Consider the following 21,125-nt stretch of genomic DNA (forward strand, 5'->3'; position numbering starts at 1 on the left):
CTAAGTAGGATAACCCTACGCAGCAGCTGGTCAGAACACCTTTTCAGGTAGGTTGAGCCTGCCCGGATATGGCAGGAAGCCATGACGACGACTCCGCCGAGAAAGGACATCGTACTAACCGCCGCACGTTCATGAAGACCGTCGGCGTCGCGGCGACGGCCGCTGTCGGGAGTACGGCCGTCACCGGGGCGTTCGCGGCCGATACGACCGTCGACCTCGCCGACGAGGGCCTCCAGAATGGAGAGCTTATCGACCCCTATCTGGAGGAGTTCTTCGTCGACGGGAACGAAGTGCTGATTCCGGCCGGCGAGTACGAGTACACGGGCGACGGCCTCGGCGGCGACGTCGCCAACGCCGCGCTCGTCGGGTCCGCCGACGGCGTCACGTTCAACCGCCCTGACGACCCCGAGACGACGGTTAGGCCGAGCATACGGGCGACGAGCGGGACCGTCCGCATCGAGAACATCACCGTCCGCGGCAAGCGCGGCGAGGAGCAGTCCCGCTGGCGCGTCGGCGCCGACGAGGGTGCGACCATGGAAGTCGTCAACGTGAACGTCCCCGACGGCACCGTCGAGAACTCGGACTCGACGGGGGTCTACGCCGGCTCCGACCACGCCGGGACACTCCTGATTAAGGCGTGCTACTTCGCGCAACTCGGCAACGTCGCCTGCTACGTCTCGGACCCCTACACGGGTGAGAACGGACAGGTCGTCGTCGAAGACTGCGTCTTCCGGAACACCAACGCGGCCGGCGTCCGCTTCGCGCCGGGCGACAGCGTCGTCCGTGGCTGCTACTTCGAAGCGACGGAGGAGGCGCCCTCCGAGACCGGTGGCGGCGTCGCCCAGCGTGGCATCAAAATCGACGACGCGGGCCAGAGCGTCGTCATCGAGGACTGCGACTTCAACTGGACCGACGTCGGCGGTCCCTGCGTCGACTTCCACGAGCGCGGGGAGGGTGGCTCCGGCGTCGTCCGGAACTGCCGCATCACGAACGACGGCGACAGCGAACCGTTCGACACAGACTGGGACGTCACGGGCAACTGGACCGGCGAGAACATCCAACTCACGGGCAGCGGTCCGACGGACGTACCCGACGGGTTCGAAGCCGTCACCGGGAGCGAGGCCACGCCCGCGGACACGGACTACGCTATCTGGACGCCGGTCGGGAGCGAGTCCACGAGTTCGTCTGAGACCGAGACAGAGACGAGCACCGAGACCACGACCGAGGAGAGTACCGAGACGGCGACCCCCGAACCCACCGAGACGGCCACGCCGGAGCCGACCGAAACCGCGACGCCGGAGCCGACTGACACGGCCACGCCCGAACCGACGGAGACGGCTACACCAGAGCCCACGGACACGGCCACGCCGGAGCCGACGGCGACCGCGACCCCCGAGCCGACCGACACGGCAACGCCAGAACCGACGGCGACGGCCACGCCGGAACCCACCGAAACCGCGACGCCCGAACCGACGGCGACGGCCACACCAGAGCCCACGGAGACGGCCACGCCGGAGCCGACCGAAACCGCGACGGCCGAACCCACCGAAGCCGCTCCCTCGGATAGCTCCGAGGCACCCGCCCAGCAGAATCAGGGCGGTGGGTCGTCCGACGCGGGCGACTCGCGGAGCGAGACCGGCGCGGAGAAGTCGTCGGCGCCGAAGGGGTACCCCAACCGCATCGAGATAGACGGGACCGGCGACGCCGAGGAGGACGCCACCTACACCTTCTCGGTCACCGGCGACGTCGTCGTCGACGAGGAGCGGACGAAAGTCGTCAACAGCGGGACGGCGGCCGACGAGAAGACGGACCACGTCGGGTGTAAAGTCGTCAGCGGACACGTCGGGAACGGCGTCGACGCCTACTACTACAGTGGGCGTCTCCGCGACGTGGACGTGCAGGGCGACGGTGAACTCTACATCTACCACGGCTGAAGATGTTCTCGAACAACGAGTGGGACGACGTCCCGGACGACCCCGACCCGCACGAGAACCTCGACTACGAGATGGAGGAACTCACCGTCATCCAGTCGGAGACGGACGACAAGTACGTCTTCCTCCCGGCAGAGGAGGACCACCTGCTAGAGGACGCCTTCATCGTCGCCGGCGCCGACGCCCTCGTGGAACTGCGCGAGTGAGGGCGGCTTAAGGGCCTCTATAACTATCCGCCGATGCGTGGTGTGGTCGCACACACCACTACACTCGGTGTGGGTGACGATGACTTACGACGACTACATTCGCGGCGACGAGGCGATACTCGGCGTCGCACCGACGGGCTACCGCTATTCGACGGACGTGAACGAATCGCTGCCTGTGGCTCCCGACGAGGTCGCAGAGCAGGTGTACGAATCGGCGTCGTTCGGCGCGACGCTGGCCCACCTCCACGGCCGCGACGCCGACGGCGAGCCGGCCCCGTCACGCCTGTCGGCGTTCGGGTCGGCAGTCAGGGACCTCTGTCAGGACGACGTGCTCGTCGAGTACGCCGTCGAACCGCGGTGTTCGCCGGGCGACTTCCTCGCTATCCTCGACGAGGGCCCCGCGCCTGACCTGGCGTCGGTCCGGGTCGGCCCCGCCCAGTACGGCTACCGCGAGGCGTCCGACACGAGTCGTCGAGACGTCGACAGGTTCGTCGAGGAACTGGTGACGCGCGGTATAAAACCCAACCTGTTGGTCACCAGCGGTCGTGACTTGCAGGAGGTCTACCGACTGCGCGAGCAGTCGGTGCTCGAGGACCCGCCGGTGCTGACGCTCCTGTTCGGGGCCGCCGACGGGACCGTCGCGACGCCGACGAACGTCCTCTCGCTACTCGACGCCGTCCCCGACGAGGCGGCCTGCTTCGTGCGTGCGACCGGCCCGAACCAGTACCCGCTGACCGCCGTGGCCTTCTTCCTCGGGGCCCACCCCGTCGTCGGGATGGAGGACAACCTCTTCGTCGGCCCCGAGACGCCCGTCGAGCGCAACGCCCAACTCGTCCGGCAGGCCGCAGAGCGGACGCGCTACTCGCTCCGAGAGGTCGCCTCCCCGACGGTCACGCGGCGACTGCTGGGCCTGCCCAGCGTCGAGACCGAGGACAACGACATCGAGGTGTGAAACCGTCGCCTACCGAGCGAAGGCGGACCATACCTTTCTCTCGGGACGCCGCCTCGTCGGTACGATGGACGCTGTGATACTGGCGGCCGGTCAGGGCACCCGACTCCGTCCGCTCACGGACGACAAACCGAAGGGCATGGTCGAAGTCGCGGGCAAGCCTATCCTCACGCACTGTTTCGAACAGGTCATAGAGCTCGGTGCCGAGGAACTGTACGTCGTCGTCGGCTACAAGAAACAGGTCATCATCGACTACTACGAGGACGAGTTCGAGGGCGTCCCCATCACGTACACCCACCAGCGCGAACAGAACGGCCTCGCGTCGGCCCTCCTCACCGTCGAAGAGCACGTCGACGACGAGTTCATGTTGCTACTCGGCGACAACATCTTCGACGCCAACCTCGGCGACGTGATAACGCGCCAGCGCGAGGAGCGGGCCGACGCCGCCTTCCTCGTCGAGGAAGTGCCGTGGGAGGAGGCCAGTAGGTACGGCGTCTGTGACACCAACAAGTACGGCGAGATAACCGATGTCGTCGAGAAACCCGACGACCCGCCGTCGAACCTGGTGATGACCGGCTTCTACACGTTCACCCCGGCCATCTTCCACGCCTGTCACCTCGTCCAGCCCTCCGACCGGGGCGAGTACGAACTGAGCGACGCCGTGGACCTGCTCATCGACTCGGGGCGAACCATCGACGCCATCCGCATGGACGGATGGCGCGTGGACGTGGGCTATCCCGAGGACCGCGACGCGGCCGAACAGCGGCTACAGGACGACGCCGTCACCGTCGCGGACGGGGTCGACGAGGAGACCACGTCTGCCGCCCAGTCCGGCAGCGAGTGACCGGGAACAGTCGCACCCACGACGTATTCTCTGTGTCACGACGTATTACCGTCGGCGACGGGCGTCGACTCCGCCCGTAGCGTCTGCCGTGCGACGTCGTACATCGTCTCGACCGTCAGGTCGCCGTCTTCGCGGCGTCGGTCGACGTGTTCCAGAATCGCGCGGAGGCGGTCCACGTCGCGGCGCTCGGTGACGTTGTTCGGGTGCAACCAGAGGTGGCAGACGCCGTCCTCGCTGGCCGCGGCGTCGACACCGAGACGGGCCTGTCTCACCACCGGGTCGCCGACCGTCGCCGAGAACACCTGCCGGGCGACGCCCTCGAACTCGAAGAGGTACATCGACGCGGGGACGTTCACGAGGCCGTACTCGTCGACGGTGGGGGTCACGAGCGGCGGCGGCCGTTCGACCACCGTCGCCCGTGCGACCTTCCGGGCCGCGCCGAGGACGGGACCGTCGACCCCGGGCGACGGCGCGGTGCCCCGGTAGGAGGTGAACCCGGCGTTCGCGAGGGCCTCTCGGTGGCCGACGCGGTTGCGTGGGAAGACGAAGGAGTGTAGCGAGACGCCGGCGGCCTCGGCCGCTTCGACCGCTCGACGGCACTCCGCGTCGGCGAGTTCGGGCGTCGCGTAGTCGGCCCCGAACAGTACGTGCGAGTAGGTGTGACAGCCGACGTCGTGTGGCACCGGGCCGTCGACGAGCGAGCGAATCAGGTCCGGCGCGAAGCGGAACCGCTCGGGCATCGGGTCCGGCTCCCGCTCGTGGGCGAACCACCCCGGCGGCGACGGGTGGCCGACGTGTGCCCCGTTGCAGGAGTCCTCGAACAGGTGGCCGACGACGGCCCACGTCGCCGGGACCGCGAACTCCTCGAACAGGTCGACGAGGCGCTCCCACCCCCAGCGTGCCCGCTCGATGCGCTCGGTCGGGCGGTCCTCGGGCGGATAGTCGTGAAAGCCCCAGCCGAGTTCCGCGTCGACGGAGACGACGACAGTTCCCATTTGTTTCCGAGTCGGGGTCGCTCGTATTGGTTATGCGACGGTGACGGGTCGGTAAGCCGACTGTAGCATCAGGTTACGACCCGCCGACGGCGACCGGTAGCGGCCGCCGATTTCACAGGACGCCCATAACAAAGCCCGGAACTTGCTGAAATCTCCGACAGAGCACCGATGAACGGGACCCGCTGTGTCGACCGGTCCGAGACGTACCGTTCCCCTCCGCGGAGGCCGGGCGCATGAGTAAGTGTCAACTTGGGAGTGGATGTCGCATCGCCGAGTCGGCACAGATTCTCCCACCGGAGGGCGAGCAGACGCCTGCGAGCATCGGCGACGACGGCGTCGTCCGCTCCGGGACGGTGATATACCCCGACGTCGTCGTCGGCGACGGGTTACAGACGGGGCACAACGCGGTGATTCGGGAGGAGACGACGGTCGGACACGACGTGGTCGTCGGAACGCAGTCGGTCATCGACGGACAGACCGATGTCGGCGACGACGTGAGCATGCAGACCGGGGTGTACGTCCCGCCGAAGACAGTCGTCGGCGACCGAGTGTTCCTCGGCCCGCGGGCGACGCTGACGAACGACCCGTACCCCCTCCGCATGGACGTCGATCTCGTCGGCCCGACGCTCGAAGACGACGTCTCGATCGGCGCGAACGCGACGCTCCTGCCGGGCGTCACCGTGGGCGAGCGCTCGTTCGTCGCGGCCGGTGCCGTCGTCACCGACGACGTGCCGCCCCGGACGCTGGCGGTCGGGACGCCCGCGAAACACCGCCCACTGCCGGAGCACCTCGACGCCGCCAACGCCTACCGATGACGCGTGACTTCACCGACGACGCCTACGCAGCGTTACTGGACACCGCGCTCGACGCGGGCTACGACTTTCTGACGGTCCGTGAGTACGTCCGGCGCGAGTCCCTGCCCGACCGGTTCCTGATTCTCCGCCACGACGTGGACCGCAAGCCCGAGAACTCGGTCCGGTTCGCGCGTATCGAAGCCGAACGCGACGTCTCCAGCACGTACTACGTCCGCACCATCGAGAAAGTGTTCGACCCCGAGAAGATCGAACGTCTCGAAGCGCTCGGTCACGAGGTCGGCTACCACTACGAGGACCTGGACCGCGCCGACGGCGACGTCGAGGCTGCCAGAGCGTCGTTCGCCGACCACCTCGCCCGTCTGCGCGAGTACGCCACCGTCGACACCGTCTGCATGCACGGGAACCCGTTGACGCCCCACGACAACCGCGACATGTGGGCCGACCCCACCGACCTCGAACCGTACGGCCTCGTCGGCGAGGCGTACCTCTCGATGGACTTCACGGACGTGACCTACTTCTCCGACACCGGGCGGACGTGGCGCGACGGCGCGCTCAAGATCAAGGACCACACGATGGGCGAGGGCGAGAAACGGGTCGGTGCCGACTCGACGGCGGACCTCCGGGCGCTCCTGCGGAGCCACCGGGTCGACCGGGCCTGCCTGCTGACACACCCCAACCGGTGGGCGGACTCGACGCCGGAACTGGTCGCCGAGGCGGCGAAAGACGCCATCACGAACGTCGGGAAACGGGGGCTGACACTCCTGCGATGAACGTCCACTTCGAGGTAGGGCACCCGGCCCACGTCCACCTGTTCAAACACGCCATCTGGGAGTTTCAGGACCGCGGCCACGAGACGCTCGTCACCGCCCGCGAGAAGGAGGTGACGACGGACCTGCTGGACGCCTACGACATCGACTACGAGGTGTTGTCGACGCAGGCGGACTCGACGCCGCGGCTGATTCTCGAGTGGGCGTTGCGGGAACTGAAACTCATCCGAGCCATCCGCGCGTTCGATTCGGACGTCGTCGTGAGCCACCTCAGCCCCGTCGCCGCGCAGGCGGCCCGCCTGACCGGGACGCCCAGCGTCACGTTCACCGACGACGAGGTGGAGACGCGCTCGCTCCGGCGGTTCACCCTCCCGTTCACCTCCCGCATCTGTACGCCGGCGGGGTTCGAGTTGGACCTCGGCGAGAAACACCGCCGCTACGACGGCTATCACGAACTCGCCTACCTCCACCCGGAGCGCTTCGACCCCGACCCGTCGAGCCTTCGCGACCACGGCGTCGCCGTGGACGAACCGTACTACGTCCTGCGGTTCGTCTCGTGGGCGGCCCACCACGACGTCGGCCGTTCGGGGTTCAGTCGCGACGCCAAGCGGACCCTCGTCGACTACCTCTCGGAGCGGGGCACGGTGTACATCACCAGCGAGTCCGAACTCCCGCCCGAGTTCGAGCGCCATCGGCTCCCTATCCCGCCGGAGGACATCCACGACCTGTTGTACTACGCCGACGGCTACGTCGGCGACTCCCAGACCATGGCGCTGGAGGCCGCATTCCTCGGGACGCCGTCGGTCCGGTCGAACTCCTTCGTCGGCGACGACGACATCTCGATGTTCCGCGAACTGGACGACCGGGGCCTCATCGTCAACGTTGCCGACGAGGAGGAGGCGATAGCCCGGGTGAGAGACATCGTCGAGAGCCCAGAGTCGGCCGCCCAGTGGGACCACCGCCGGGAGCGACTGCTGGCCGAACGCGTCGACGTCACCGACGTCGTCGTCGAAGAGACGCTGGACGTGGGCCGATGAGTGACCGTCTCACCGGGACAGAGTGGGTGCCGGACGGACACGAGTTCGCACTCTGTCTCACCCACGACGTCGACCGGCCGTACAAGACCTACCAGTCGTTGTTCTACGCGCTCACTCGCCGGGACCCGAGTCACCTGCTGGACCTCGCGCCGAGTCGGACGCCGTACTGGACCTTCGACGACCTCCTCGACTTCGAGCGAGGGGAGGGGGTCCGCTCGGCGTTCTACGTCCTCGACGAGCAATCGCTGTTCACCGACCGGTCGCCGAGCGAGTGGCTGACGATGGAGGGCTGGCAACTGTACGCCGGCCGGTACGACATCGAGGACGAGCGGATACGGGACCTCCTCCAGACGCTCCGGTCCGGTGGGTGGGAGGTCGGTCTGCACGGCTCCTACGAGTCCGTCGACGACCGGGAACGCCTCCGCTCGGAGAAGGAACACCTCGAATCGGTGCTGGGCGAACCGGTGCTCGGCGGGCGACAGCACTACCTCCGGCTGGAGCGCCCGGAGACGTGGGAACACTACCGGGCCATCGGCCTGCAGTACGACACGACGCTCGGCAGTCCGACCGAGTACGGGTTCACCGACGGCTACCACCCGTTCCGACCGTTCGACGACGAGTTCGTCGTCTTCCCGCTGACGGCGATGGAGGCCGCACTCCCCGACCCGGCGGACTCGTTCGACCGGGCGTGGGCCGCGTGCCAGTCGCTCCTCGACGAGGCCGAGGCGAACGACGCCGTCATGACGGTGCTGTGGCACCCGCGGTACTTCAGCCGCGACCACCCGGGGTACGACCGTCTCTACCGGCGGGTCGTCCGGGCCGCGCTCGACCGGGGCGCGTGGGTCGGTCCACCCGGCGACCTCTACACCGAGCGCGTAGGAACCAGATAACCAATACCGTCGACAGGTGACTCGGGACCGCAAGATGCGAGTCGAACGACTGACACTCCCAGAGTGGGGGGACGCACTGCCGTCGAGCGGGTACGAGGTCTTCCATCTCCCAGCGGCGCTGTCGGCTATCGAGACGCACGTCGACGGCGACCTCGTCCTCTTCGGCGGGTTCAAGGGACAGGAACCCGTCGGCCTGCTCCCCATCGTCGAGACGCGTCGGACCGTGGGCCGGACGCTCATGTCCCCGCCGCCCGGTATGAACATCCCCCGACTCGGTCCCATCGTGATGCCGACCAGCCCCAAACAGCGCAAGCGCGAGCGCGTGAACAAACAGTTCGTCGAGGCCGTCCTCGACGACCTCGGGGCGACGAGGGCGCTGTCCCTCGTCCGCCTCCTGACACCACGCCACTACGGCGACCCTCGCCCCTTCCAGTGGGCCGACTTCGACCTCTCGACGCAGTTCACGTACGTCGTCGACCTCGCCGACACGGACCCGGACAGCGTCCTCCGGTCGTTCAGCAAGAGCCTCCGCCGGGACATCCGCCGGGGACGGGAGAGCGACGTGACCGTCTCCGTCGAAGGCCTCGACGCCATCAGGGAGGTGTACGAGACGACTCGCGAGCGGTACGTCGACCAGGACCGCGGCTTCCCGCTCACGTGGGCCTACGTCCGCGACCTCGTCACGGGCCTCGGCGACCGGGCCAGAGCGTACGTCGCGCGAGACGGCGGCGGGGAGTTCGTCTCGGGAGTGACGGTCCTGTACGGCCCGGACACCGCGTACTTCTGGCAGGGGGGTGCGCGCACCGAACACGACGGCGTCAGCGTCAACAGCCTCGTCCACTGGCGGGTCATCGAGGACGTCCTCACCGACCCGGCCTTCGAGGCCATCACCGAGTACGACCTGATGGGCGCGAACACGAGACGCCTCTGTGACTACAAGGGCAAGTTCGCCGGCGAACTGGTCCCCTACTACGCTATCGAGACGGACAGCGCGGCGATGAACATCGCGAAATCGGCCTTCACGGCGGTGACACGGTGACCACGATTCGGGTCCTCAACCTCGTCACGAACAAGGACGCCCAGTTCTTCCGGGCGCAGGTACAGGAGCTAGAGCGCCGCGGCGTCGACCTGACCACCCTGTCGGTCCCCGGTCGGAACCGCTCTGAGTCTATCGACGCCGACGAGGACGGCAAGCGCTCCATCCTCGACTACGCGAAGTTCTACCCGTCGGTGCTGGCGAACTCGCTCGACGACTACGACCTCATCCACGCGAACTACGGCCTGACCGCGCCCATGGCCGTCGCGCAACCGACTCTCCCGGTCGTCCTCTCGCTGTGGGGGTCGGACCTCATGGGGAGGTACGGGCCGGTCACACAGCAGTTCGCCCGCTTCTGTGACGAGGTCATCGTCATGTCCGAGGGGATGGCGGAGATATACGACGGCGAGTGTCTGGTCATCCCACACGGCGTCGACCTCTCCGTCTTCCGACCCATGGACCAGTCGACGGCCCGCGAGGAGTTGGGCTGGCCGGACGAGGAACGCATCGTCCTCTTCCCGTACCCGCCGAAACGAGACGTGAAGAACTATCCACGCGCCGAACGCGTCGTCGACAGTGCCCGGGACCGCGTCGACGCCGACGTGTCGCTCCGCACGGCGACCGGCGTCCCGCACCACCGGATGCCGTACTACCTGAACGCCGCGGACGCGATGCTGATGACCTCGCGCCGCGAAGGGTCGCCGAACACGGTGAAGGAGGCGATGGCCTGTAATCTGCCCGTCGTCTCGACGGACGTCGGCGACGTCCGCACGCGGTTGTCCCCGGTCGAACCGAGTGCCGTCAGCGACGACGACGCCGCGTTGGCCGACGCACTGGCCGAGATTCTGGGCGAGAGCGAACGGTCGGACGGCCGCGAGTACGCCGACGCCATCGCGCTTGAGCGGATGGGCGAACGCATCGTCGGTGTCTACGAAGACGTGATAGACGAATGACCAGAAACCCGGACATACCGTTCACAGACAGACCATAACAATGGCTGAACACCCCCCAGCAGGTTCCAGATAGCCGTCATGTCCTCGAAACGTCGCCGTCACGTCGCCGCCCTCCTCGTCGGCTATATCGCCTTCACCGTCGGAGTCACCGTGGCCGCGAGCCACGTCCCGACCGGCTACGAGATATCCATCTACAGCGCGACGCCGACGCCGTTCTGGGTGGGGGTAGCCCTCGCCTTCGTCACCGCCATCCTCGTCAGTCTGAACGCACCGGTCGCGACGGCGCGCCACCGGCTCGCGCTCCTCCTCGGGACGCTCGTCGGCCTCTCCGTGACGCTCCTGCCGATGATTCGCGACTACTACTACTACGGCGTCGGGGACGCGCTCAGCTACCTCGGCTGGACGCGGATGATAGCCGAGGGGTCGCTCAACCCTGTCAACTTCCTCTATCCGGGCATCCACAGCACGGCCGTCACCCTGACGAGCGTCTCGGGGCTGCCGCCGCGCCGCTCGCTCCAGTTGATCGTCCTCTTCTTCGTCGGCCTCTACGTCCTCTTCACCGCACTCTGTGTCGCCCGCATCGCCGCTCGCTCGAACGCCGTCGCCGTCGGGACGTTCTTCGCCCTGCTCTTTCTGCCCATCAACAACATCCACACCTTCATCTTCCCGTACCCGACGAGCGAGGCCATCTTCTTCACGCCGTTCGCGCTGTACGTCCTCCTCCGGTACCTCGGCGATAGGGAGTCGCTGCTGACCGCTCAGGGGGTCCGTATCGTCACGCCGCTGGGTGTCGTGCTGACGCTGGTCGGCGTTTCGGCCATCCTGATCCACCCACAGGCCGGGTCGAACGTCCTGCTCGTCATCGTCGCCGGGCTGGGACTGCAGGTGCTCGCGCAACTGTACGGCCACGTCCAGTTCGAGGACCGCATCACTGGCCACCGGTCGCTCGCCCCGCAGGCGGTCGTCGTCGGCCTGTTCTTCGCGCTGTGGACGCCCCGGTTCGAACGTGCGACGGGGACGATGGGGGCCGTCGTCAGCGGCCTGTTGTACGGTGCGAACCCTGCCGACGAGATATCTCAGTCCAGCAGTTCTCTGTCGGCCATCGGGAGCGGAATCGGCATCCTGTTCGCCAAGGTGTTCCTCGTCAGCACCGTCCTCTCGATAGTCGCCGGCCTCGTGATGCTCGCCGCGATGTCCGACCGACTCGACGACCGGTACCCCGACCGGAACGCGATGCTGCGCTACCTCACCTTCGGGTTCGTGCCGGTGTTCATGCTGTTCGGCATCTTCTTCGTCACGAGCGTCACCCGTCAGCCGTTCCGCTACCTCGGCTTCATGATGGTGTTCGTCACCATCCTCGCCGCGGTGGCCGTCGCCGACGGCATCCCGTTCGGACTGGACTTCTCGACGGAGAACTGGCGGGCCGCCGTCGCCGTCGTCCTCGTCCTCCTCGTGGTGCCACAGGCCATGATTCTCCACCAGTCCCCGCACATCTACAAGGACTCCGACCACGTCCCGGAGACGTACTACGAGGGACACGTCACCACCTTCGAGAACCGCGACCCGTCGGTGTGGTTCGCGGGGCCGCGCGGTGGCCCGCGCCGGTTCGTCGACGCCTACTACGGGACGACCTACTCCGACTACACGCCGACCGGCGAGCACTTCCCCGGGAAGGAGGATAAGATACCGTTCGCGGTGTTCGGCAACAACGAGTCGACCCACTACTCCCACTGTCGGTACGTCCCGCTGACCTCCAAGGACTACCAGAAGGAGATCGGCCTGTACGAGGGCTTCCGCTACTCCGCCGAGGCGTTCCGCTCCTTCCGGCAGAACCCCGACGTCTACCGAGTCCAGTCGAACGGCGACTACCGACTCTACTTCGTCAGGGGTGAGGACTGCCTCCGATGACGCTCCGGGAGCGCATCGCCAAGGGGTTCAAAGCGACGCTGTTCTCTCGGGTCGTCCACGCCGTCGCCAACGGGGCGCTCCTCCTCGTCTTCACGCGGTACCTCCTCGCCCCCGAGCAGTACGGACTGCTCTACTTCGCCGTCTCGGTGGTCGGCGTGGCCGAACTGTTCGGCACGCTCGGGCTGACGAAGGCGACGGCCCGATACGTCAACGAGTACCTCGAGAAGGACGAGACGCAGGTCCGCCACATCATGCGGTGGTCGTTCTACGGCGTCCTCGCGATGGCCGTCGGCGTCTCGGCGGCAATCTCGCTCGCCAGCGCACCGCTCGCGGCCCTGCTCAACCGGCCCGAGGTGGCACCCGTCCTGACCGTCGGCGGCTTCTACGTCGCCGGCCGCTCGTTCATCAGCTACGAGCGGTCCGTGTTCCAAGCGTTCAACGCAGTCACGTACAGTGCCGTCCTCACCGCGACGAACAGCGTCGTCAGACTGTGTGCGGCCGTGGCGCTGGTCGTCCTCGGCTACGGCGTCGTCGGCGCGATGGCGGGCTACGTCCTCGGGTTCGGTCTGACCGCGATGCTGGGGTTCGTGCTCCTGTACACGCGATTCTACCGGGGACTCCCGAGGACCGAGGACGCCGAAACCGGTCTCCGGCGCCGACTGCTCCGGTACAGCGTCCCGACGGCGGCCACGCGGGCGAGCGTCGTCCTCGACAGCAAGATAGACACCGTCCTCGTCGGGATGCTGTCGACGCCGGTGGCCGTGGCGTTCTACACGCTCGCCCGACAGGTCGCCGACCTCTGCATCGTCCCCGCCCAGTCGCTGGGGTACGCCGTCACGCCGACGCTCGGGGAGCAGTCAGCCGCGGAGAACCGCGACCGGGCGGCGAACATCTACGAGCAGTCGCTCCGGAACATCCTCCTGCTGTACGTCCCGGCCGCCGCCGGCCTCCTCGTCGTCGCCGAACCGATGGTCCGGTTCGTCGTCGGGCCCGACTACCTCGGCGCAGTTCCGCTGATTCAACTGTACGGCGTCTTCGTCATCATGCGCGCGATAGAGAAGATAACCGCGAACACGCTCGACTACCTCGGCCTCGCCCGCGTGCGGGCCGTGGCCCGCGGGACCAGCGCCGTCGGCAACGTCGGCCTGAACCTCGTGCTCATCCCACCACTCGGAGCGCTCGGCGCGGGCATCGCGACAGTCCTCACGTACTCCGGGTACGGCCTCGTCAACATGTACTACCTCCACCGGGAACTCCCGTTCGACGCGGCGGCCGTCGGGAACCACCTCGCTCGCGTCACCGCCATCGCCGTCGTGATGGGCGGCGTCGTCTACACCGTGATGCCGTACGTCACGGGCCTGTTCACGCTCGCGGGCGCCATCCTGCTCGGCGGGGCCATCTGGGCGGCGCTCTCGGTCGCCAGCGGCCTGCTCGAACCCCGCGCCGTCTTGTCCTTCATCACCTGACAGGCACTCCATAACTACGGCTCCCGTTGGGCTAGGACGGCCCATGCCTTCGGTCGCGTTCATGGGGAGCCACCCCCTCGGCGAACGATGCCTCGAACTACTCACCGGCGACGACGACTTCCGCGTGAAACTGGTGGTCACCTACGGCCCCGACGAGGACACGTGGTGGGACGGGTGTCTGTACGACCGGGCCGAACGCCTCGGTCACACGGTCGTCACGCGCGCGGACGAGCGCGACGTCCTCGATTACGACGTCGACTACCTCCTCAGCGTCTACTACCCGAACATCCTCGGCGAGGAACTCCTCGACCACCCGAACGTCGCACCGCTGAACCTCCACCAGGCCGAACTCCCCCGCTACCGGGGGAGCAACGTCTTCAGCCACGCCATCATGAACGCCCGGGAGGACGACCACTGGAAGTACGGCACGACGTTCCACGTCATGGCACCGGACGTCGACGCCGGCGACGTCCTCGCCCGCGACTTCGTCCCCATCCGTGAGACGGACACCGCCCGCACGCTGTACGACCGCGTCACCGAGGCGTCGGTCGCCATGTTCCGCGAACACCTCCAGACGCTGAAAGACGGGCAGGTCCACCAGCTCGCGACGCCGCAGGCGGCCTACGAGGGCGAGCGCTACTTCTACACCAAAGAGAGTCTCGACGGCGAGAAGCTGATTCCGCCGGAGCGACTGGCGGCCGACGACGAGGCGACGCAACTGGCGGTGTACGACAAGATTCGCGCACTCGACTTCCCGCCGTTCCAGCCGGCTTATACCGAACTGGGCGGCCACCGCGTCCAGTTGACGGCCGCCTCGTACACGGACATCTTCGACGACGCATCCGTCCCGGAGTTCGACGTCGAGCGGGAAGCGACGTCGACGGCCCTCGCACAGGACTAGGGGAGGCTCTCGGACGGCTTCGAGTAGCGTACGGTCTGGCCCACTACTCCCAGCCGCTGGGACCGATACCGAGTCGCACGACGACCGGACGGTACGCGAAGACGATGACGACGATGACGGCCAACTCGGTCCAGAAACCGATTTCGCCCACCAACGCGCGAACGACTGCGAGTACCAGAAACACCAGCACGAACATCGCGACGTAGTGGGGCGCGAGTTCCTTCAGCCGATTCGTATCCATACGTCCCTCTATGGGCAGACGTACTCAAACCCTTCCCCTCGTGGCTCGCTCGACCCGCTCTACCGACCGAGGCCGAAGGTGCCAGCCCCCGATGGCGTCTCCGGGGCCACTCAGAACTGGGTCGCGAGTCCGGGCCGGTCGACGGTGACGACCTCGTTCTTCGCCGCGGAGCGCTCGGCGTGTTCCAGCGTCTCGACGGCGCGGGCTCCGACCGCGCCGCTCGCGGGCGGGTGCTCGCCGGACTCGCAGGCGTCGACGAACGCCTCGACTTCGGTCTTCAGCGGTTCCTCGTCGTCCGTCGTGTGGACGATAGCGCCGTCGTTGCGCGACTTCAGGCCGTCCTCGGGGTCGGAGAACACTTCGGCGTCGAACAGTTCCAGTTTCGTGTTCTCGAGATAGTCGATGTACGCCGACCGGTTCGACCCGACGACGACGAGGTCACGCGTCTTGTCGAAGACGGGAATCTGCCACGACGAGTTGATGACGCCGGTGACGTTACCGTACCCGAGCGTGAGCGTCGACGTCTCGACGATGCCCTCGCGGACGAACGAGTCGAACCGGCCGTGGACCGTGTCCGGGCGCGCGTCCAGCAGGTAGTCGTAGACGTCGACGTCGTGGACGGCCAGCGAGTACAGCACGCCGGTCGTCCGGCGGGGCACGCGGAAGGAGAACCGCCGCGTCTGGAGGTACTTGATGCGGCCGAGTTCGCCGCGGTCGACGCGGCGTTTCAGCGCCCGGAGCGCCGGGTGGTAGCGGAAGATGTGCCCGACGCCCAGCGAACAGCCGTTGTCCTCGGCCGTCTCGACGAGATGCCAGGCGTCCTCGGCGTTCAGTGCGAGCGGTTTCTCGACGAGGAGGTCGATGCCGCGTTCCAGCATGTCCGTCCCGATGGCGCGGTGGGTCGTCGAGGGGGTCGCCACCGTCGCGGCGTCGACGTCCATCTCCGCGACGTCGGTGACGTAGGGGAGGTCGTAGGAGTCGGCCAGCGACTCGACGCGGCGCTCGTCCGTGTCGCAGATGACCACCTCGTCCAGTCGGCCCTCGTCCAGTAGCTCTCGGGCCACGCGGACGTGGTTCTTCCCCCAGTAGCCCGTGCCGACCACGCCGTACCTCATCCGTAGTACCCCCGGATGGCCTCGCAGACGCGGTCTATCTCCTCGTCCGTGATGCGGGGGTGCATCGGGAGGGAGACGATTCGCTCACAGACCCGTTCCGTCTCGGGGAGGGAGGGAACCTCGGCGAGGTGGTCCCGCATCGCCGGCGTCAGGTGGACCGGCGGGTCGTAGTGGATGCCGGTCTGGATGCCCTCGTCGTCCAGATAGGCCCGGAGCCCGTCCCGGTCGGGCACCTGCACGACGAACAGGTGATAGACGTGTGTGACATCTTCGCGTTCGACCGGGAGTTCGACGGCGTCGACGTCGGCCAGTCGCTCGCGGTAGCGGTCCGCGGCGGCGGCCCGGTCGGCGTTCCAGTCGGCCAGATGGGAGAGTTGCTCCAGACCTGCGGCCGCACTGACCTCGTCGAGACGGTGGTTCAGGCCGAGTCGGACGTGGTTGCCGTCGCCGTCGCGGCCGTGGTTGCGCAACTCGCGGGCCGTCCGTGCGATGTCCGCGTCGTCGGTGACGAGGATGCCGCCGTCGCCCGCGACGGTCATGTTCTTCGACGGGTAGAAACTGAAGCAGGCGACGTCGCCGAGGCTCCCGACGGGGTCGCCCCGGTACGTCGCGCCGTGAGCCTGACAGGCGTCCTCTACGATGGTCAGGTCGTGTGCGTCGGCGACGCTCTTGACCGTCTCCATCTCGACCGGGTGGCCGTAGAGATGGACCGGGACCACGGCCGACGCGTCGTCGGCGTCGGACGCCTTACGCGCGAGGTCCGTCCCGCTCATCGTGTACGTCTGCGGGTCGACGTCGACGAAGACCGGGTCGGCACCGAGTTCGAGGACGGGGCTGACCGTCGCGAAGAAGGTGTGGCCGGGGACCAGCACCTCGTCGCCCTCGCCGATGCCGGCGCTCTTCATCGCCAGATACAGTGCGGCCGTCCCGCTACTGACGCCGACGGCGTGGTCGACGCCGCACGTCTCGGCGAACTGTGCTTCGAGTTCCTCGACTCGCGGGCCCTTGACGTAGCGCCGCGATTCGAGCGTCTCGACGACGCTGTCGACGATGTCGTCGTCGACGTAGACGTCCGTGAACGGGACCTGTTCCGTCATCAGCGACGACTTTCAGAGTGACAGTCATTGTTATACTCTCCGTTCGCGCGAACGCGTGCGCAGACCGTCGGTTGCCGGCGCCGAACACACCGGGGGGCGACCCGTAGGCACACCCAACACACCGTTCGTCACCGCATAACTTACGCCGAGTCCACGCACGCACCGGTCGAGATGGCAGTGGACTCGCTCAGCGAACGGGAGGTCCTAGTCACGGGCGGCGCGGGGTTCGTCGGGAGCCACCTCGTCGCCGCGCTCGCGCCGACGAACGACGTGACCGTCCTCGACGACTTCTCGACGGGGTCACGCGACTACCTCCCCGACGACGTCACCGTCGTCGAGGGTGACGTCCGAGACGAATCGACCGTCGACGAGGCGATGGCCGGGGCCGACGTGGTGTTCCACGAAGCCGCGATGGTCAGCGTCCCCGAGTCCGTCGAGCGACCGGTCGCCTGTCACGACCTGAACGGGTCGGCGACCCTCGGCGTCCTCGACTGCGCGCGCCGCCACGACGCCCGTGTCGTACTGGCCTCCAGCGCCGCCGTCTACGGGGACCCGGAGTCGGTCCCCGTCTCGGAAGACGCCCCGGTCGACCCCGCCTCGCCCTACGGCTTCGAGAAGCGCCTCAACGAGCAGTACGCCGCGTTCTACTCCGAGACGTACGGCTTGCCGACGGTCCCGCTCCGGTACTTCAACGTCTACGGGCCGCGGGGCCTCGACGGGGAGTACGCGGGCGTCATCGGCACGTTCGTCAGGCAGGCACAGGCCGGTGACCCGCTGACCGTCGAGGGCGACGGCGACCAGACGCGCGACTTCGTCTACGTCGGCGATGTCGTCCGGGCGAACCTGCGGGCGGCGACGACAGACACCGTCGGCCGCCCGTTCAACGTCGGTACGGGCGAGAGCGTCACCATCAACCGCCTCGCAGAGACGGTCCGGGCGGTGGTCGGTGCCGACGTCCCCGTCGAACACGTCCCGCCGCGGGAGGGCGATATCGACAGGAGCGAGGCCGACGTGGATGCCGCTCGTGACCACCTCGACTTCGAGGCGTCGGTGACGCTCCGGGACGGCCTCGCACTCACGCTCGCGTCCGACGAGTGACCGAGACGGCCGGAACGTGGCGCTTACGGCCGATACGGTACTGTTTACTTTCGATAGTCGCACCGATGACGCGGTATGGAGGACTCTGGGATGCGAGGCAGTGCTGTCGTCGTCTCGAACACTTCGGCCGCACCGCTGAGTATCGTTCGAGCGCTCGGCCGCCGTGGCATCAGGACGATAGCCGCCTCGGAGCAGGCGCATCCACCGGTCTACGCCTCGAAGTACGTCGACGAGCGCGTCTCGCTGCCCGACCCGCAAACCGACCTGCACGGCTACCGCGATACGTTACTCGACCTGGTGGCCCGGCCGTCGGTCGAGACCGTCGCACCCGTGCGAGAGGAGGACGTCTTCGTCCTCTCGAAGTACCGGGACGCGTTCGCCGAGCACCTCCGGCCGGTCTGGCCGGACATAGAGACGCTGGGCGTCGCACACGACAGGGTCGAACTCGTGGCGGCGGCTGAACGGGCCGGCGTCGACGTCCCCGAGACGTGGCTCCTCGACGACGTGCCGGAGTGGGACCGCCCGCTCATCGCGAAGGCACGGTACGGGCTGGTTACCGGCCACTACGTCGAGGGGATGGAACCCGGTGCGGTCCACCCGACGCCGAACACCCAGTACATCGAACCCGGTGACCGGCCGGACGTCGAGGACCTGACCGAACGCATGGGCCACGTCCCGATAGTCCAGGAGTACGTGCCCGGAACCGAGTACACCGTCCGTGCGCTCTACGACGAGGGTGAACCGGTCCTGACGACACAGAAGGCGCTCCGGCGCGGCTACAAGTACCCGCGCGGGCCGAGCATCTACCACGAGGCCGTCGACATCCCCGACCTTCGGGCGGCCGCGCTGGCCTTGCTCGACGAACTGGAGTGGCACGGCCCGGCCTCGGTCGGGTTCATCCGCGACGAGGAGACGGGCGCGTTCAAGATGCTCGAGATAAACCCCCGGTTCTGGTCGTCGATGCCCTGTGACCACCACGCCGGCGTCGACTACCCGCTCTACTACTGGCACCTCGCCAACGGGGTGACCGGTCCGTTCGACCCGGAGTACACTCCGGGGACGGCGTCGCACCTCCTGCGTGGGGAAGCGGTCCACCTCCTCAGCGTCGCCACCGAGTCGTACCCGTTCGTCCCCAAACCGTCGCTGACGCGGACGGCCGTGGACGTACTCTCGTCGCTGGCCACCCAGCCTCGCTTCGACGTACTCAGCAGCGACGACCCCGGCCCGTTCGCTCGGGACCTGTGGAACACGGTACGCTCGGCTTTCCCGATTCCCACCGATCGGTGAACAGTTCGAACACTTACAGATACAGCAAAAAACATATATATCAATACTGTGTGCCGTTTCGTATGGAGATGTGTGACACTGAGGGGGTCGGTGACACGTTCGAGTTTCGGCCACAAGAGGCCGTCAGCACCACAGTTGCGCGACGGCTCGCGTCGACTATCGGAAAAAGTCCAGTGGAGATGACACCACTGGCGGAGTCTATCGATCCGGACGCACTCGACAAGTTGTTCCAGAACGGTGACACGGACGTCGAGTTCCGGTTCGAACACGAGGGGGCCACCGTCCGCGTCTCCGAAGCGGGCATCACCGTCCAGCAGAACTGACGCGTCACCGGTGGCGGAAAGCACCACTTTCTCGCCCTAACCGACGAATTACGAAGTCGGCGTGGTGGTCACTAACACACTGCATGAGTGGTCATCTGACGTCGGACGAGTGGCAACGCATCACGGAGTTCGCGCGGACGCCCAAGCATCGGCGGCGCCCGGAACAGTTACTCCCGGACGAAGCGATGACGGACCCCGAGGGAGACGCGAATTCGGCGACCGACTGAATCGCTCACAGCATGTTCTCTGTCTCGATGGTGTTCCAGACGTCGAGGCCCGGGTCCGTGATTCCGTAGACCCGTCCCTTCCGGCGGTCTTCGGAGACGAGCAGCGTCACGAGGTCGGCGTCCCGTAGCTCCTGCAGCGCCCGCGAGACGTGGGCGATACTCAGGTCAGTCTCGTCGGCGATGAGCGACGGCGTCGCCGGCCCCTCCGCCAACCGGCGGAGGGTCTCGACGCGATACCGGGAGCTGATGACGTAGCTGACCTCGTCCCACGGGTCCGAGTCAGCCATCGGTTCGCACCTCGTGGGTCCACACGGACGCCCCGGTCGGACGCCTCCCGGTGTGTCGTCGGTCGTCGCGCGGTGCCGTTCGCCTGCGTCGCCCGGGCGCGGACGGTCGTTCGTCGGTGTCGACTCTCCTGTGTGACCCGGTCCGGTGCGTGTTGTGTCGTGACATTAGTGTTCTCTGAGTTCGGGGGGACGGGCGCTGCTGCGCCGTCTGTGGTCGGCGTACTGTGCGACTGTGACCGAGAGCAAGACGAGGACTACGGCACCGCCGACGGTGTACGGCGACAGCGCCGTCAGGACGCCGACGTCGGCGGCCGACGCGAGGAACGTCGTTCCAGCGGCGAGGGAGACGATACCGTTGAGTCGCGGCCAGTGTACCGCGGGCGGGACGGGGCCGAGATAGCGGTCTATCTCGGCCGTCGCCGGCGTCTCCATCACCGAGCGCGCCTCCTCGTCGTACTCGACGAACCCGGCGGCCTCCAGTTTCGGGATGTGTGACTGGTAGAGGGAGACGTAGACGCGCTTCTCCTCGCTCGCGCTTATCTCCGAGGGCGAGACGTCGTCTTCGTGCGCCCCGATGAGTCTGGCGAGACGGCTCACCGATATCGGTGACCCGCGCCGTCTGAGCGTCGCCAGGATGAATCGCCGACGGCTGTTGCTCAGCACCTCGAACACGGTATCGCGAGAGAGCCGCTGGTGCTGTCCCGTCATCACTCCCTCCGGGTATGACTACGTCGGGGGCGCGAGCGTCTGGG

General features: G+C 67.3%; 23 protein-coding genes. 17 read left to right on the top strand and 6 right to left on the bottom strand.

Annotated elements, in window-relative coordinates; translation table 11 throughout:
• The first annotated feature begins 68 nt into the window (after positions 1-68).
• From EGH21_RS08935 to aglF, 4 genes are all read left to right on the top strand, one after another.
• Positions 69-1,934, top strand: a complete 1,866-nt coding sequence (locus EGH21_RS08935) for a right-handed parallel beta-helix repeat-containing protein (protein ID WP_220618132.1) — start codon at positions 69-71, stop codon at positions 1,932-1,934.
• Positions 1,935-1,936: 2 nt separating this feature from the next.
• A complete protein-coding gene (locus EGH21_RS08940; RefSeq protein WP_220618133.1) occupies positions 1,937-2,137 on the top strand; it encodes a hypothetical protein in 201 nt (66 codons plus the stop codon).
• Positions 2,138-2,216: 79 nt separating this feature from the next.
• The gene (locus EGH21_RS08945; RefSeq protein WP_220618134.1) at positions 2,217-3,089 is read left to right on the top strand and encodes a beta-keto acid cleavage family enzyme; all 873 of its coding nucleotides are present in this window, start codon (positions 2,217-2,219) and stop codon (positions 3,087-3,089) included.
• 64 nt (positions 3,090-3,153) lie between these two features.
• Positions 3,154-3,930: a UTP--glucose-1-phosphate uridylyltransferase AglF gene (aglF, locus tag EGH21_RS08950; protein ID WP_220618135.1), complete on the top strand. Its 777-nt coding sequence runs from the start codon at positions 3,154-3,156 to the stop codon at positions 3,928-3,930.
• Between the two features lie 35 nt (positions 3,931-3,965).
• Here aglF and EGH21_RS08955 read toward each other — a convergent pair whose 3' ends face one another.
• Positions 3,966-4,925: a polysaccharide deacetylase family protein gene (locus tag EGH21_RS08955; RefSeq protein ID WP_220618136.1), complete on the bottom strand. Its 960-nt coding sequence runs from the start codon at positions 4,923-4,925 to the stop codon at positions 3,966-3,968.
• A gap of 233 nt (positions 4,926-5,158) precedes the next feature.
• Here EGH21_RS08955 and EGH21_RS08960 point away from each other — a divergent pair, with 233 nt between their 5' ends.
• The 9 genes from EGH21_RS08960 (at position 5,159) to EGH21_RS09000 (ending at position 14,698) form a co-directional block, all read left to right on the top strand.
• Positions 5,159-5,740: an acyltransferase gene (locus EGH21_RS08960; protein WP_220618137.1), complete on the top strand. Its 582-nt coding sequence runs from the start codon at positions 5,159-5,161 to the stop codon at positions 5,738-5,740.
• Entirely contained in the window at positions 5,737-6,510 is a 774-nt protein-coding gene (locus EGH21_RS08965; protein WP_220618138.1) for a polysaccharide deacetylase family protein, read from the top strand. The genes EGH21_RS08960 and EGH21_RS08965 overlap by 4 nt, the downstream gene beginning before the upstream one ends.
• The gene (locus EGH21_RS08970) at positions 6,507-7,544 is read left to right on the top strand and encodes a DUF354 domain-containing protein (RefSeq protein ID WP_220618139.1); all 1,038 of its coding nucleotides are present in this window, start codon (positions 6,507-6,509) and stop codon (positions 7,542-7,544) included. Before EGH21_RS08965 ends, EGH21_RS08970 begins: the two co-directional genes overlap by 4 nt.
• Positions 7,541-8,434: a polysaccharide deacetylase family protein gene (locus EGH21_RS08975; protein WP_220618140.1), complete on the top strand. Its 894-nt coding sequence runs from the start codon at positions 7,541-7,543 to the stop codon at positions 8,432-8,434. Before EGH21_RS08970 ends, EGH21_RS08975 begins: the two co-directional genes overlap by 4 nt.
• Positions 8,435-8,468: 34 nt before the next feature.
• Positions 8,469-9,473, top strand: coding sequence for a lipid II:glycine glycyltransferase FemX (locus EGH21_RS08980; RefSeq protein ID WP_220618141.1), 1,005 nt, complete (start codon positions 8,469-8,471; stop codon positions 9,471-9,473).
• A gap of 5 nt (positions 9,474-9,478) precedes the next feature.
• The gene (locus EGH21_RS08985) at positions 9,479-10,423 is read left to right on the top strand and encodes a glycosyltransferase (RefSeq protein ID WP_220618642.1); all 945 of its coding nucleotides are present in this window, start codon (positions 9,479-9,481) and stop codon (positions 10,421-10,423) included.
• 78 nt (positions 10,424-10,501) lie between these two features.
• A complete protein-coding gene (locus tag EGH21_RS08990) occupies positions 10,502-12,331 on the top strand; it encodes a hypothetical protein (protein WP_220618142.1) in 1,830 nt (609 codons plus the stop codon).
• The gene (locus EGH21_RS08995) at positions 12,328-13,797 is read left to right on the top strand and encodes a flippase (protein WP_220618143.1); all 1,470 of its coding nucleotides are present in this window, start codon (positions 12,328-12,330) and stop codon (positions 13,795-13,797) included. The genes EGH21_RS08990 and EGH21_RS08995 overlap by 4 nt, the downstream gene beginning before the upstream one ends.
• A 43-nt stretch (positions 13,798-13,840) precedes the next feature.
• On the top strand, positions 13,841-14,698 hold the full coding sequence (locus EGH21_RS09000) for a methionyl-tRNA formyltransferase (RefSeq protein WP_220618144.1): 858 nt from the start codon (positions 13,841-13,843) through the stop codon (positions 14,696-14,698).
• Between the two features lie 43 nt (positions 14,699-14,741).
• Here the strand turns inward: EGH21_RS09000 and EGH21_RS09005 are convergent, their stop codons facing one another.
• The 3 genes from EGH21_RS09005 to EGH21_RS09015 form a co-directional block, all read right to left on the bottom strand.
• On the bottom strand, positions 14,742-14,939 hold the full coding sequence (locus tag EGH21_RS09005; protein ID WP_220618145.1) for a hypothetical protein: 198 nt from the start codon (positions 14,937-14,939) through the stop codon (positions 14,742-14,744).
• Between the two features lie 110 nt (positions 14,940-15,049).
• On the bottom strand, positions 15,050-16,054 hold the full coding sequence (locus EGH21_RS09010; protein ID WP_220618146.1) for a Gfo/Idh/MocA family protein: 1,005 nt from the start codon (positions 16,052-16,054) through the stop codon (positions 15,050-15,052).
• Positions 16,051-17,151, bottom strand: coding sequence for a DegT/DnrJ/EryC1/StrS family aminotransferase (locus tag EGH21_RS09015; RefSeq protein WP_220618147.1), 1,101 nt, complete (start codon positions 17,149-17,151; stop codon positions 16,051-16,053). The genes EGH21_RS09010 and EGH21_RS09015 overlap by 4 nt, the downstream gene beginning before the upstream one ends.
• Before the next feature lie 171 nt (positions 17,152-17,322).
• Here EGH21_RS09015 and EGH21_RS09020 point away from each other — a divergent pair, with 171 nt between their 5' ends.
• The 4 genes from EGH21_RS09020 (at position 17,323) to EGH21_RS09035 (ending at position 20,086) form a co-directional block, all read left to right on the top strand.
• Positions 17,323-18,249 (top strand): NAD-dependent epimerase/dehydratase family protein, encoded by a 927-nt coding sequence (locus EGH21_RS09020; protein ID WP_220618148.1) that lies wholly within the window; start codon positions 17,323-17,325, stop codon positions 18,247-18,249.
• Between the two features lie 75 nt (positions 18,250-18,324).
• The gene (locus EGH21_RS09025) at positions 18,325-19,536 is read left to right on the top strand and encodes a carboxylate--amine ligase (protein ID WP_220618149.1); all 1,212 of its coding nucleotides are present in this window, start codon (positions 18,325-18,327) and stop codon (positions 19,534-19,536) included.
• A 68-nt stretch (positions 19,537-19,604) separates the two neighbouring features.
• Positions 19,605-19,859 carry a HalOD1 output domain-containing protein gene (locus EGH21_RS09030; RefSeq protein ID WP_220618150.1) on the top strand — a complete coding sequence of 85 codons (255 nt, stop codon included), beginning with the start codon at positions 19,605-19,607 and terminating at the stop codon, positions 19,857-19,859.
• An 83-nt stretch (positions 19,860-19,942) separates the two neighbouring features.
• A complete protein-coding gene (locus EGH21_RS09035; protein WP_220618151.1) occupies positions 19,943-20,086 on the top strand; it encodes a hypothetical protein in 144 nt (47 codons plus the stop codon).
• A 5-nt stretch (positions 20,087-20,091) separates the two neighbouring features.
• On the opposite strand, the gene EGH21_RS09040 is transcribed toward EGH21_RS09035, so the two are convergent.
• The gene (locus EGH21_RS09040) at positions 20,092-20,373 is read right to left on the bottom strand and encodes a winged helix-turn-helix domain-containing protein (RefSeq protein WP_220618152.1); all 282 of its coding nucleotides are present in this window, start codon (positions 20,371-20,373) and stop codon (positions 20,092-20,094) included.
• A 165-nt stretch (positions 20,374-20,538) separates the two neighbouring features.
• Positions 20,539-21,081: a winged helix-turn-helix domain-containing protein gene (locus EGH21_RS09045; RefSeq protein WP_220618153.1), complete on the bottom strand. Its 543-nt coding sequence runs from the start codon at positions 21,079-21,081 to the stop codon at positions 20,539-20,541.
• Positions 21,082-21,125 lie beyond the last annotated feature (44 nt).

Source organism: Haloarcula rubra (assembly GCF_019599465.1).
Taxonomy (GTDB): Archaea; Halobacteriota; Halobacteria; order Halobacteriales; family Haloarculaceae; genus Haloarcula; species Haloarcula rubra.